Origin of the sequence: Enterobacter sp. RHBSTW-01064, from assembly GCF_014103035.1 — a bacterium.
Classification (GTDB): Bacteria; Pseudomonadota; Gammaproteobacteria; order Enterobacterales; family Enterobacteriaceae; genus Enterobacter; species Enterobacter mori.
Genome location: NZ_JABXOU010000002.1, coordinates 140,938 through 153,509, shown reverse-complemented (window position 1 = coordinate 153,509; position 12,572 = coordinate 140,938). Strand labels below are relative to the sequence as shown.

Sequence of the window (12,572 nt, the reverse complement as noted above, 5' to 3'; positions counted from 1 at the left end):
GCGCTGTATTATCCCAGGTCAGCCATTAGCACTTTTGAACGACGCTGATAGTTGTACATCTCTTTCTTGCTTTCCGGCAGTGAATCAATGTCGACCGGCGTAAAGCCGCGTTCCTGGAACCAGTGAATGCTGCGGGTCGTCAGAACAAACAGCTTGCTGAGCCCAATCTGCCGCGCCTGAGCTGCCACACGCTCCAGCAGCATCTCGCCGCGGGAAGAGCTGCGGTAGTCAGGATGCACGGCAACGCAGGCCATTTCGCCGATCTTCTCCTCTGGGAACGGATAGAGCGCGGCACAGGCGATGGTCAGGTTATCGCGCTGGATGATGGTGAATTTGTCGATCTCCATCTCCAGCTGCTCGCGTGAACGGCGAACCAGAATTCCCTGCTGTTCCAGCGGACGGATCAGTTCCAGAATGCCGCCAATATCGTTGATGGTCGCGCGGCGGATCTGCTCGGCGCTCTCCATCACAATCTGCGTACCGATACCGTCGCGGGAGAACAGCTCTTGCAGCAGCGCACCGTCTTCCTGATAGCTGATCAGGTGGCTACGGCGCACGCCGCTGCGGCAGGCTTTCACTGCTCCGCGCAGAAAGCGCACGGTGCCGGAGTGGTAATCTCCCGCTTCTTCGAGCGCTTCAACGCGCGCCTGCGCTTCGTTGGGAAATAGTTCAGGCACAATCATCCCTTCATCGTTTTCGACACCCTGTGAGGAACAAAATCCAATCATTTTTTCCGCTTTCAGCTTGATAGCAAGCTGGGTGGCTATCTCTTCAGACGTCAGGTTAAAACTTTCGCCCGTTACGGAAACGGCGACCGGGCCCATCAGCACAATGGCACCGCTGTCCAGCTGGCGGTGAATCGCCTCTTCATCGATACGACGAATACGACCGCTGTGGCAATAATCCACGCCGTCGTCCACGCCAAGCGGCTGAGCGATGATGAAGTTGCCGCTCACGACGTTAATATGCGCGCCCTGCAGCGGCGTATTGTTCAGGCTCATTGACAGGCGGGCGGTAATGTCCAGCTGCAGCAGACCCGCAGCCTGTTTCACCAGTTCTAGCGTTTTCGCATCCGTCACGCGGGTATGTTTGTGATAAATAGGCTCATGCTGATGAGAGGCCAGGTTGGCATCGATCTGCGGGCGTGCGCCATACACAACAACCAGGCGGATGCCGAGGCTGTGCAGAAGACCTATATCATTGACGATGCTGGAAAAATTTTCATGCTCAATGGCTTCGCCGCCGAGCATGATGACGAACGTTTTCCCCCGATGGGCGTTGATATAGGGAACAGAATGGCGGAATCCCTGGACCAGTTCGGTTCTACGTTCCTTCACCATGGCACAACCCTTAATGAATGTTTATTCGTAATTTCTGTATTTTTATTCGATTATGACCGCGTGTGCAAGCCTAAATTTTCCGCGACACACAGAAAAGAATAAGTAATCCGTGCGTTAACGTATGATTGTCTACCCTTTTATAGATGACAGTTTATGCGTCATTCGTTAAAGTTTTCGGTCAATCTGGACATTTTGTATATCAGTTCGTTTTCTTGCTCGGGAGAAGCATGTCGGGATCCAATTCAGCAATAAGCCGCCGCCGTTTGTTAAAAGGGGCCGGGGCAATGTGGTTGCTTAGCGTCAGTCAGGTCGGTCTTGCTGCCACAAGCCAGGTGGTGGCGGTGCGCGTCTGGCCGTCGTCGACCTATACGCGCGTGACGGTCGAATCCAATCGCGTGCTGAAATATAAGCAATTTGCCCTCAGCAATCCTGAACGTGTGGTCGTGGATCTCGAAGGTGTAAATCTCAATTCCGTGCTTAAGGGGATGGCGGCGCAGATCCGCGGTGACGATCCTTTTATCAAGTCAGCGCGCGTTGGCCAGTTTGATCAGCAGACGGTTCGTATGGTCTTTGAACTGAAGCAGAACGTGAAACCGCAGCTGTTTGCGCTTGCGCCGGTAGCAACGTTTAAAGAGCGTCTGGTGATGGATCTTTATCCCGCCAACGCAACGGACATCCAGGATCCGCTTCTGGCGCTTCTGGAGGATTACAACAAAGGCGATCTCGAACGTCAGGTTCCGCCCGCGCAAAGCGGCCCACAGCCGGGTAAAGCAGGGCGCGATCGTCCTATTGTGATCATGCTCGATCCCGGCCACGGCGGGGAAGACTCCGGTGCCGTCGGGAAATATCACACCCGTGAAAAAGATGTGGTGCTGCAGATCGCCCGTCGCCTGAAGGCATTGATTGATAAAGAAGGCAATATGCGCGCCTACATGACGCGTAATGAGGATGTCTTTATTCCGCTGAAAGTTCGCGTGGCGAAAGCGCAGAAGCAGCGCGCGGATCTGTTCGTCTCCATCCATGCGGATGCCTTTACCAGTCGCCAACCGAGCGGTTCATCGGTTTTTGCACTCTCGACCAAAGGGGCGACCAGTACTGCGGCAAGATACCTTGCGGATACGCAGAACGCCTCGGACTTAATTGGTGGCGTGGGCAAGAGCGGCGACCGCTACGTCGATCACACCATGTTCGATATGGTGCAATCATTAACCATCACCGACAGCCTGAAATTTGGCAAAGCGGTGCTGGGCAAGCTGGGTAATATCAATAAGCTGCATAAAAACAGCGTCGAGCAGGCCGGGTTTGCGGTACTGAAAGCGCCGGATATTCCGTCCATCCTGGTCGAAACCGCGTTTATCAGTAACGTGGAAGAGGAGCGCAAGCTGAAGACCGCTAAGTTCCAGCAGGAAGTGGCGGAGTCGATTCTGGCAGGGATACGGGCGTATTTCTCAGACGGGGCGACGCTGGCGCGACGTGGTTAGTGCTGTACGCCGGGTTATCGCCCGGCAGTTTCACAAACTGCAGATACAAAAAAACACCCTTAAGGGTGTTTATTGTTTTTAGAAGTATTGGTTGCGGGGGCCGGATTTGAACCGACGACCTTCGGGTTATGAGCCCGACGAGCTACCAGGCTGCTCCACCCCGCGTCCGTCTTTCTACAGTCGTAGAAACTTACTTCTTCAAATTTGATTGGTTGCGGGGGCCGGATTTGAACCGACGACCTTCGGGTTATGAGCCCGACGAGCTACCAGGCTGCTCCACCCCGCGTCCGTCTTTCTACAGTCGTAGAAGATACTTCATCAAATTTTAATTGGTTGCGGGGGCCGGATTTGAACCGACGACCTTCGGGTTATGAGCCCGACGAGCTACCAGGCTGCTCCACCCCGCGTCCGTGGATGCGCACTATACTCGGATAGGTTTGTGATGCAACCCCTTTTTCACATAAATCATGATTTTGTATGCAAATTGAACGACATGGCTTGGTTTGGACTATTTTTTGCGCAAAATTTGCCAAAGGGCATGTGATTGCATTTCATTAGCCCTGGCGGTTTGTTATCTTCATCACGCGGATAAGGGCAACTTAAAGACGAGATATAATGAAAGGACGTTGGGCGAAGTATCTGATGACGGGCGCAATGGTAGCGATTCTTGCGGCCTGTTCTTCCAAACCGACCGATCGCGGTCAACAGTATAAAGACGGGAAGTTATCCCAGCCTTTCTCTTTAGTTAATCAGCCTGATGCGGTCGGCGCACCGATCAATGCCGGAGATTTCTCCGAGCAGGTCTACCAGATCCGCAATGCGTCACCGCGTCTGTATGGCTCACAGAATAATGTCTATAGCGCGGTGCAGGACTGGCTGCGTGCGGGCGGTGATACGCGCAATATGCGCCAGTTTGGTATTGATGCCTGGCAGATGGAAGGGGCGGATAATTACGGCAACGTTCAGTTCACCGGGTATTACACGCCAGTGATTCAGGCGAGACACACCCGCCAGGGCGAGTTCCAGTATCCTATCTACCGTATGCCGCCAAAGCGCGGCCGCTTGCCGTCTCGTGCGGAGATCTACGCCGGTGCGCTGAGCGAAAATTACATCCTGGCCTACAGCAACTCGCTGATGGATAACTTCATTATGGATGTTCAGGGCAGCGGGTACATTGATTTCGGTGATGGTTCGCCGCTTAACTTCTTCAGCTATTCCGGTAAAAACGGTCATGCCTATCGCAGCATCGGTAAGGTGCTGATCGACCGTGGCGAAGTAAAGAAAGAAGATATGTCGATGCAGGCGATCCGCGAGTGGGGCGAAAAACACAGCGAAGCCGAAGTGCGTGAGCTGCTGGAGCAGAACCCGTCGTTCGTCTTCTTTAAACCGCAAAACTTCGCGCCGGTGAAAGGGGCGAGTGCGGTACCGTTGATTGGGCGCGCATCGGTCGCCTCGGATCGGTCAATTATTCCTGCGGGCACCACGCTGCTTGCTGAGGTTCCTCTGCTGGACAACAACGGCAAATTTAACGGCAAGTATGAGTTACGCCTGATGGTGGCGCTGGACGTCGGCGGCGCAATCAAAGGCCAGCACTTCGACATCTATCAGGGTATTGGCCCTGACGCAGGCCATCGTGCGGGCTGGTATAACCACTACGGACGCGTATGGGTGCTGAAGGCGGCACCGGGTGCCGGAAACGTATTCAGCGGCTGATTGTGGTATTCTGAGCGCAATACGGATTACTGTTCAGGGTGAGGAAAACCTCACCCTTTTTACATCTGAGGTTTTATGTCTGTGGTAATCAGTGACGCCTGGCGCCAGCGTTTTGGCGGTACGGCACGTTTATATGGTGAAAAAGCCCTCCAGCTGTTTGCGGATGCGCATGTCTGCGTCGTGGGCATTGGTGGTGTAGGATCGTGGGCGGCAGAAGCGCTGGCGAGAACCGGTATTGGCGCAATCACGCTGATTGACATGGATGACGTTTGCGTGACCAACACCAACCGTCAAATTCACGCCCTGCGTGATAGCGTCGGCCTGGCGAAGTCTGAGGTGATGGCGGAGCGTATTCGTCTCATCAACCCCGAGTGCCGCGTGACGGTGATCGACGATTTTGTGACGGCAGATAACGTCGCGGAGTACATGAGCAAAGGCTACAGCTATGTGATTGACGCCATCGACAGCGTGCGGCCAAAAGCGGCGCTGATCGCTTACTGCCGTCGCTACAAGGTGCCGCTGGTCACGACGGGCGGGGCGGGCGGTCAAATCGATCCGACGCAGATCCAGGTGGCCGATCTGGCGAAAACGATCCAGGATCCGCTGGCCGCCAAGCTTCGCGAACGCCTGAAAAGCGACTTCAACGTGGTGAAGAACAGCAAAGGCAAGCTGGGTATTGACTGTGTGTTCTCAACTGAAGCGCTGGTTTATCCCCAGGCAGATGGGTCTGTCTGTGCGATGAAGAGTACGGCGGAAGGGCCAAAACGAATGGATTGCGCCTCCGGCTTTGGTGCGGCCACCATGGTGACCGCCTCCTTTGGCTTTGTGGCGGTCTCTCACGCCCTGAAGAAGATGATGGCGAAGGCGGAACGTCAGGCCTGAGCCTGACGCGCTGCGTCCTGTACCGCGTCGCTGAGCGCGATCAACCCCTGACCGCGCGAGGCGCTGAGCTGCGCGCGCAGCCCAAGCTCATCAAACAACGCCAGCGGCGAATGTGCCAGCAATTCCGCCGCGTTTTTCCCTTCCACTGCGGTTAACAGCACCGCCAGCAGCCCTCTGACGATACGGCCTTCGCTGTCGCCAAAGAAGTGCAGTTTCTCGCCGGAGAGGCTATACCCCAGCCAGACGCGGTTTTCACAGCCTGCAATCTCTTTCGCCTGCGCTTTGAGATCGTCTGAAAGCGCAGGGAGCTGTTTACCCAGCAGGATCAACTGACGATATTTATCTTCCCACTGTGTAAGCGGGGCGAAGGTCTGTTTTAACGTCTCTTCGGTGATCGCGGTGCCGAACGGATGCCCGGCTAAAGCAGCGCTAGTCATTAATCCACCAGTAATTCAAGGGCGCGGTCAACGGCGGCAACCAGCGCGTCAACATCGCTTTGTGTGTTATAGGGCGCGAAGGAAGCACGTAGCGTACCGCTAACGCCAAGCGCCGTCAGCAGCGGCTGGGCGCAGTGCTGTCCGGCGCGCAGGGCGATGCCATATTCCGACAGCAGCGTGACCATATCACTGTGATGCACGCCTGCAAAATCAAAGGCGAGCAGGCTGGAATCCTGCACGCGGAACGAGCGGAAACCGGGGCGTTTTTTAAGCTCTTCTTCTGCAAGCGTAGCCAGACCCCGGCTCCAGTTTTCCGCCTGAGCCACGTCCGTTTCTTCCAGCCACTCAAGCGCTGCGCTTAAGCCAATCACGCCTGCCACGTTCGGCGTACCGGCTTCCAGACGGTAAGGCACCTCCTGGGTTTTAAAGCCGTCGAAGGTGACTTCGGCGATCATCTTTCCACCGCCGAGCCACGGCGTCATTTGTTTCAGCAGGTCGGGTTTACCGTACAGCGCTCCGATCCCGGTTGGCCCGTAGAGCTTATGTCCTGAGAAAGCATAGAAATCAATATCCAGCGTTTGCACATCCGCCGGAAAATGCACCACGCCCTGCGCACCGTCGACCATCACAACCATATTGCTGGCATGGGCGAACGCAATGGCATTAGCCAGATCTGGACAGCCACCGGTAACGTTAGACATCTGCCCCAGCGCCAGAATCCGGCTGCGGGGGGTGGTAAGCTCTGGTAAACGCGCCACGTCCGGCAGTAAATCGGCACCCAGCGGGAGCTTCACAATGCGCGCGCCCGTTTGCTCTGCCACCATCAGCCACGGCACCAGGTTGGCATGATGTTCAGCCTCGCTGACGATGATTTCATCGCCCGGTTGAAGCCGCGGACGTGCGTAGCACTGGGCCACCATATTGATGGCCTCGGTGGTGCCGCGCGTCCAGACAATATTTTTCCCGCTTTCGGCATTAATCAGCCGTGCGACCCGATCGCGAGCGGCCTCATAGCGCGCAGTAAGATGCTGCGCTTCAGCGTACTGGCTGCGATGCACATTGCCTGCACTCAGGCTGTAGAATTGCTGCGTTGCTTCAATGACCGCCTGAGGCTTCAGGGCCGTGGCAGCGCTATCAAGGTAAATACCGGCATCGGCCAGCGCCGGAAACTGTGCGCGAAAGTGCGCAGGACTGAAAGCGTTCATGGAATTCCTCGTGTCGATAAAGAGATCGTCGCGCAATTTCATCGGCAGGGCAAGGAGGTTGGTATCTATAAGATTTGTCTGCATATCCTGGCGACCTCGAAAAAGCAGGTTATGCTAAATAGTGTTAGGTGGATGTTTTAGCCTGTTATAAATCGAGGTTTGAATAGCATTAATTGCTAAAGGAGAATAATCATGAAAAAGACAGCCGCAATCATCTCAGCCTGTGTGTTTACTTTTGCCCTGAGCGCTTGTTCCGGTAATAACTACGTGATGCATACCAACGATGGTCGATCTATCGTTTCGGAAGGGAAACCGTCTACCGATAATGATACTGGGATGATTTCGTACAAAGATGCAAACGGGAACAAACAGCAAATCAATCGCAGTGATGTGAAAGAGATGAAAGAAATCGAGCATTAACAGCGAGATAAGCGAAAAAAAAGCACCGCAAGTTGGCGGTGCTACATTAATCACTATGGACAGACAGGGTAAATGTACAGGAAGTGAAAAATTGGTAGCGTTGCTACCGTGGTCTGAATCGCAGACCAATTGCAAACACAACAACACAACATCACAACCGTAAGCCAAAAGCCCTTCAGAACACGCATTCCAAAAAACTTTTCGTTCCGGCTCAGGAAGTGCCGCCACTATAGGTATTTGCTGGTAGTTCCTCAACGGACAAATTATAATGGCTCAGATAAAAAAAACTAATAGGTTAAACGTTGTTTCCTATATGTTAAATCCTGTTAACATCTAAGCCAGATAACCATGTCGAAGCGATTGCCACCTCTTAATGCATTACGTGTTTTTGATGCAGCAGCACGTCACCTGAGTTTCACCCGCGCAGCAGATGAGCTTTTTGTGACTCAGGCCGCAGTAAGTCATCAAATCAAGTCCCTGGAGGATTTTCTGGGGCTTAAGCTGTTCCGTCGACGCAACCGCTCCTTGCTTCTGACTGAAGAAGGCCAGAGCTATTTTCAGGATATTAAAGAGATTTTTTCCCAACTGACGGAAGCCACGCGGAAACTGCAGGCCAGGAGTGCCAAAGGCGCGCTGACGGTCAGTTTATTGCCCAGTTTTGCCATTCAGTGGCTGGTGCCAAGACTCTCAAGCTTTAACTCAGCTTATCCGGGAATCGACGTTCGAATCCAGGCCGTGGATCGTCAGGAAGACAAACTGGCTGACGATGTGGATGTCGCTATTTTTTATGGCCGCGGCAACTGGCCGGGCTTGCGTGTTGAAAAATTATACGCAGAATATCTGCTGCCTGTTTGTTCGCCGCTGCTGCTGACAGGCGACAAGGCGCTGAAAACGCCCGCTGATTTGGCGCAACATACGCTTTTGCATGATGCTTCTCGCCGTGACTGGCAAACTTATACCCGCCAATTAGGTCTTAACCATATAAATGTGCAGCAGGGACCCATTTTTAGCCACAGCGCGATGGTGTTACAGGCTGCTATTCACGGGCAGGGCGTCGCGTTGGCGAATAACGTGATGGCACAGTCCGAAATTGAGGCTGGCCGTCTGGTCTGCCCGTTTAATGATGTTCTGGTCAGCAAGAATGCGTTTTATCTGGTTTGTCATGACAGTCAGGCAGAACTGGGTAAAATAGCCGCCTTCCGACAGTGGATCCTGTCTAAAGCGGCAAACGAGCAAGAAAAATTCCGCTTCAGGTATGAACAATAACTTTTGTGTGCTGTGCACGCATCACTTTAGGACTGAAACATGACCAGCCGATTCATGCTGATTTTTGCCGCGGTGAGTGGCTTTATTTTTGTAGCATTGGGTGCTTTTGGCGCGCATGTGTTAAGCAAAACTTTAGGGGTGGTAGAGATGGGCTGGATCCAGACCGGCCTTGAATATCAGGCGTTTCACACCCTGGCAATCTTTGGGCTGGCGGTGGCAATGCAGCGCCGCATCAGCATCTGGTTTTACTGGAGTAGCGTGTTTATGGCGCTGGGTACCGTGCTGTTCAGCGGTAGCCTGTACTGCCTTGCACTCTCTCATTTGCGCCTGTGGGCGTTTGTTACTCCTGTCGGCGGCGTCAGCTTCCTGGCGGGATGGGTATTAATGTTTATCGGAGCTATCCGTCTGAAACGCAAGGGCGTTGTTCATGAATAAGGTTGTTTTATATTGTCGCCCGGGGTTTGAGAAAGAGTGCGCCGCGGAAATTACGGATAAAGCCGCGAAGCGCGAAGTCTTCGGTTTTGCTCGCGTAAAAGAGAACGCGGGTTATGTGATATTCGAATGTTATCAGCCTGAAGACGCCGACAAGCTGGCACGTGAGCTGCCGTTTAGCTCGCTGATCTTCGCGCGTCAGATGTTTGTCGCGGGCGAGCTGCTGAAAGATCTGCCGCCGGAAGACCGCATCACGCCGATTGTCGGCATGCTGCAGGGCGTGGTGGAGAAGGGGGGCGATCTGCGCGTTGAGGTTGCCGATACCAACGAAAGCAAAGAGCTGATGAAGTTCTGCCGCAAATTTACCGTGCCGCTGCGTGCGGCGCTGCGTGACGCGGGCGTGCTGACGAACTACGAAACGCCGAAGCGTCCGGTGGTGCATATCTTCTTTATCGCCCCTGGCTGCTGCTATACCGGCTATTCCTATACCACCAACAACTCGCCCTTCTTTATGGGCATCCCGCGTTTGCGCTTCCCGTCCGATGCGCCGAGCCGTTCCACGCTCAAGCTGGAAGAGGCGTTCCACGTCTTTATCCCGGCGGATGAGTGGGATGAGCGTCTGGCAAACGGCATGTACGCCGTCGACCTTGGCGCGTGCCCGGGCGGCTGGACCTATCAACTGGTGAAACGCAATATGTGGGTTTCGTCTGTCGATAACGGCCCAATGGCGCAAAGCCTGATGGATACCGGGCAGGTCACCTGGCTGCGTGAAGACGGTTTCCGCTACCGTCCAACCCGCAACAACATCTCCTGGATGGTGTGTGATATGGTTGAGAAACCGGCGAAAGTGGCCGCGCTGATGGCCTCCTGGCTGGTGAACGGCTGGTGTCGTGAGACAATCTTCAACCTTAAGCTGCCGATGAAAAAGCGCTACGAGGAAGTCTCTCAGAATCTGGCGTACATTCAGGAGCAGATGGATGAACACGGTATTAACGTGGAGATTCAGGCGCGTCAGCTGTATCACGACCGTGAAGAAGTGACGGTGCATATTCGTCGCTGGTGGGCTGCGGTCGGCGGACGTCGCGACGAGCGATAGTGCGTGCTTTGTTTTGCCCGGTGGCGCTGCGCTTACCGGGCCTACAAAACCGTGTAGTGGTTTTAACGTTGTAACCGCAACTGCTGTAAATTCCCGTCCAGCTGTAAATCCGTCTGTAGCGTTGCGATTTCCCGGCAGATAAACGCCATCTCTTTATGCGCCTCCAGCTTCTTGCGCCACTTTTCCGGTACCTCATCCAGACGGGCGTAAATCCCTTCCAGACTTTGAAAATCCGTTAGCAGCTGCGCGGCGCTTTTCGGCCCAATACCGGCCACACCCGGAACCTTAGAGCTGCTGATGCCTGCCAGCCCCCAGTAATCCGGCAGTTGCTCAGGCGAGACGCCGAACTCACCGGCAATAAACGGCGCGTCCAGCCAGCGTTTTTGAAAATAGTCGCGAATGCGGACAGTCGGCGAGAGCAGCTGACAGTAGCCTTTGTCAGTTGAAACGATAGTGGCCTGATGCCCGGCGCTCGCCACCTTTACGGCCAGGGTGGCCGCGAGATCGTCGGCTTCATTTCCGTGTGCGCCCCAGCAGGGGACGCCGCGCTGTTCAAATGCCGCGCGTATCATGGGTAACTCTGCATGAAGATCGTCCGGCATCGGTGCGCGTCCGGCTTTGTAGTCGGGCAGACGCTGGTGTCGCCAGCCCGTGTTGCGGGCTTCGTCATCAAATACCGCGACCGCGTGGGTGGGTTCACTGTGGCGGATAAGCTGTTCCAGCGCGTGCAGGCAAGTGTCCTTACAGGGCGTGCCCTGTACCGCATGGATACGGCGAATCAGGTTGAGTGCATCGACGATAAGTAAATGAACGGCCACAGATAATCTCCCTTCTATCTAATGCGTGAAGGGTAACACTGTCAGCAGCATGAAACTATGAATGGTGGGGAAAACAGGAAGAAGCCTCGCAAAACGAGGCTTCCTGAGAGGCTTAATCGCAGGTCACGATCTTCATCGCCAGGCCACCGCGTGAGGTCTCGCGGTATTTGGCGTTCATGTCTTTACCCGTTTCGTACATGGTTTCGATAACTTTATCGAGACAGACGCGCGGTTCGCTGGTGCGGCGCAGCGCCATACGTGCCGCGTTCACCGCCTTCACGGAGGCAATCGCGTTACGTTCGATACACGGTACCTGCACCTGTCCGGCGACCGGGTCGCAGGTCAGCCCCAGGTTATGCTCCATGCCGATTTCAGCCGCAATGCACACCTGCGCCGGGCTTGCACCCAGCAGTTCAGCCAGACCCGCCGCCGCCATGGAGCAGGCTACGCCGACTTCACCCTGACAGCCCACTTCCGCACCGGAAATGGAGGCGTTCATTTTATACAGTGAGCCAATTGCGCTGGTGACCAGCATATAGCGCGCCAGTGAGTTTGCGTTCACTTCGCGGATAAACTTGTCGTAGTACGCCAGCACCGCCGGAACGATACCGCACGCACCGTTGGTTGGTGCGGTAACAACGCGGCCGCCCGCGGCGTTCTCTTCGTTTACCGCCAGCGCGAACATGTTGATCCAGTCCACCACCGCCATCGGGTCAGTCGTGGTTTTGTCGGTGCTCACCAGCATACGGCGCAGCGCTGCTGCACGGCGCGGTACGCGCAGTTTACCCGGCAGGACGCCTTCCGTGGTGATCCCGCGCTCGATACCGCCGCGCATCACGTCCCAGACGTTTGCAAAGTGTTGTTCCAGCTCTTCTTTGCTGTGCAGCGCCAGTTCGTTTTTCATCATCAGGCCGGAAAGGGACAGGCCTGTCTCCTGGCAGTGACGCTGCAAATCCGCCGCGTTTTTGTACGGATAAGGCACGTCAACAGCGGAAGTGTTGGTTTGACCAAAGTGGTCTTCGTCGACAATAAAACCGCCGCCGATAGAGTAATACGTCTGGCTGTATACCGCTTTGTCGCCCGCCAGCGCGGTAATGCGCATGCCGTTTTCGTGCAGCGACAGGTTGTCCGCATGGAAATTCATGCAGTGGTCAACCGGGAATTCAACTTCATGCTCGCCGTTTGCCAGCAGCAGGCGACCGTGGGTGTTTACGTCCTGGATGAAGCTAGGGATCGCGTCAATATCAACGGTATCCGGCAGGTTACCCGCCAGGCCCATGATAATGGCGATATCGGTATGGTGGCCTTTACCGGTCAGGGAAAGGGAACCGTATACATCGACGACCACGCGGGTGATGTCGTGCAAGATGCCGCGTGCAATCAAGTCATCCGTGAATTGTTTACCGGCTTTCATTGGTCCGACGGTGTGAGAGCTGGAAGGACCAATACCGATTTTGAAAATATCGAATACGCTAATCATGA

At 54.8% G+C, this 12,572-nt stretch carries 12 protein-coding genes and 3 tRNA genes; 7 read left to right on the top strand and 8 right to left on the bottom strand.

Features of this window, described 5'->3' with window-relative positions:
- Positions 1 to 8: 8 nt before the first annotated feature.
- Positions 9 to 1,340: an amino-acid N-acetyltransferase gene (gene argA, locus HV355_RS06660; protein ID WP_010435120.1), complete on the bottom strand. Its 1,332-nt coding sequence runs from the start codon at positions 1,338 to 1,340 to the stop codon at positions 9 to 11.
- Positions 1,341 to 1,567: 227 nt separating this feature from the next.
- Here argA and amiC point away from each other — a divergent pair, with 227 nt between their 5' ends.
- Positions 1,568 to 2,821 (top strand): N-acetylmuramoyl-L-alanine amidase AmiC, encoded by a 1,254-nt coding sequence (gene amiC / locus HV355_RS06655; protein WP_182401360.1) that lies wholly within the window; start codon positions 1,568 to 1,570, stop codon positions 2,819 to 2,821.
- A gap of 88 nt (positions 2,822 to 2,909) precedes the next feature.
- Here the strand turns inward: amiC and HV355_RS06650 are convergent.
- The 3 genes from HV355_RS06650 to HV355_RS06640 form a co-directional block, all read right to left on the bottom strand.
- Positions 2,910 to 2,986, bottom strand: a tRNA-Met gene (locus HV355_RS06650).
- A gap of 44 nt (positions 2,987 to 3,030) precedes the next feature.
- A tRNA-Met gene (locus HV355_RS06645) sits at positions 3,031 to 3,107 on the bottom strand.
- A 44-nt stretch (positions 3,108 to 3,151) separates the two neighbouring features.
- Positions 3,152 to 3,228 (bottom strand) — tRNA-Met (locus HV355_RS06640).
- Between the two features lie 208 nt (positions 3,229 to 3,436).
- On the opposite strand from HV355_RS06640, the gene mltA reads away from it, so the two are divergent.
- On the top strand, positions 3,437 to 4,534 hold the full coding sequence (mltA, locus tag HV355_RS06635; protein WP_108416355.1) for a murein transglycosylase A: 1,098 nt from the start codon (positions 3,437 to 3,439) through the stop codon (positions 4,532 to 4,534).
- A gap of 75 nt (positions 4,535 to 4,609) precedes the next feature.
- On the top strand, positions 4,610 to 5,416 hold the full coding sequence (gene tcdA, locus HV355_RS06630) for a tRNA cyclic N6-threonylcarbamoyladenosine(37) synthase TcdA (protein WP_182401358.1): 807 nt from the start codon (positions 4,610 to 4,612) through the stop codon (positions 5,414 to 5,416).
- On the opposite strand, the gene csdE is transcribed toward tcdA, so the two are convergent.
- Both csdE and csdA read right to left on the bottom strand, forming a co-directional pair.
- Positions 5,407 to 5,853: a cysteine desulfurase sulfur acceptor subunit CsdE gene (gene csdE / locus HV355_RS06625; protein WP_182401356.1), complete on the bottom strand. Its 447-nt coding sequence runs from the start codon at positions 5,851 to 5,853 to the stop codon at positions 5,407 to 5,409. The two genes, tcdA and csdE, sit on opposite strands and share 10 nt — an antisense overlap.
- Entirely contained in the window at positions 5,853 to 7,058 is a 1,206-nt protein-coding gene (csdA, locus tag HV355_RS06620) for a cysteine desulfurase CsdA (protein WP_182401780.1), read from the bottom strand. Before csdA ends, csdE begins: the two co-directional genes overlap by 1 nt.
- A gap of 192 nt (positions 7,059 to 7,250) precedes the next feature.
- Here csdA and HV355_RS06615 point away from each other — a divergent pair, with 192 nt between their 5' ends.
- From HV355_RS06615 to rlmM, 4 genes are all read left to right on the top strand, one after another.
- Positions 7,251 to 7,478, top strand: a complete 228-nt coding sequence (locus HV355_RS06615) for a YgdI/YgdR family lipoprotein (protein ID WP_010435104.1) — start codon at positions 7,251 to 7,253, stop codon at positions 7,476 to 7,478.
- Positions 7,479 to 7,826: 348 nt separating this feature from the next.
- Complete coding sequence (gene gcvA, locus HV355_RS06610) at positions 7,827 to 8,744, top strand: glycine cleavage system transcriptional regulator GcvA (protein ID WP_010435102.1); 918 nt, start codon at positions 7,827 to 7,829, stop codon at positions 8,742 to 8,744.
- 39 nt (positions 8,745 to 8,783) lie between these two features.
- The gene (locus tag HV355_RS06605; RefSeq protein ID WP_010435099.1) at positions 8,784 to 9,179 is read left to right on the top strand and encodes a DUF423 domain-containing protein; all 396 of its coding nucleotides are present in this window, start codon (positions 8,784 to 8,786) and stop codon (positions 9,177 to 9,179) included.
- Positions 9,172 to 10,272: a 23S rRNA (cytidine(2498)-2'-O)-methyltransferase RlmM gene (gene rlmM, locus HV355_RS06600; RefSeq protein ID WP_010435097.1), complete on the top strand. Its 1,101-nt coding sequence runs from the start codon at positions 9,172 to 9,174 to the stop codon at positions 10,270 to 10,272. Before HV355_RS06605 ends, rlmM begins: the two co-directional genes overlap by 8 nt.
- 62 nt (positions 10,273 to 10,334) lie before the next feature.
- Here rlmM and xni read toward each other — a convergent pair whose 3' ends face one another.
- Complete coding sequence (gene xni, locus HV355_RS06595; RefSeq protein ID WP_120159379.1) at positions 10,335 to 11,090, bottom strand: flap endonuclease Xni; 756 nt, start codon at positions 11,088 to 11,090, stop codon at positions 10,335 to 10,337.
- Between the two features lie 112 nt (positions 11,091 to 11,202).
- The gene (locus HV355_RS06590; protein ID WP_182401355.1) at positions 11,203 to 12,570 is read right to left on the bottom strand and encodes an L-serine ammonia-lyase; all 1,368 of its coding nucleotides are present in this window, start codon (positions 12,568 to 12,570) and stop codon (positions 11,203 to 11,205) included.
- Positions 12,571 to 12,572 lie beyond the last annotated feature (2 nt).